The organism is Pseudomonas sp. SZ57 (assembly GCF_009495975.1).
Taxonomy (GTDB): Bacteria; Pseudomonadota; Gammaproteobacteria; order Pseudomonadales; family Pseudomonadaceae; genus Aquipseudomonas; species Aquipseudomonas syringae.
Window position 1 is genome coordinate 1 of the sequence record NZ_WIBD01000079.1, and the last position, 263, is coordinate 263.

The window sequence follows — 263 nt, forward strand, 5'->3', positions numbered from 1 at the left end:
AGTTGACCTTGTGACCGTGGATGCACACGAGGTTGTCGTTGATCCACTTCTCACCGGCCGGGTAGCCCTCGACGTACTCGACGCCCAGGTCATCCAGGCGCAGCAGGTTCGGCACCGACAGGACCGGCCACGACTCCGGGTCGTTGGCCCGCTTCAGTCCGAACGCGGCCTTGGCGTTGCGGAGGATCGACTTCTGGAGGCGCCGGTCGTGGTTGCCTTCGATCAGCGTCACCTCGGCCTCGGGGGCGTTGGCTCGTTGCTCG

General features: G+C 65.8%; 1 protein-coding gene. It reads right to left on the minus strand.

The annotated features are described in order from the left end of the window. A partial coding sequence (locus tag GE543_RS27230) for a hypothetical protein (protein ID WP_218571937.1) occupies positions 1–263 on the minus strand: 263 nt, incomplete at both ends.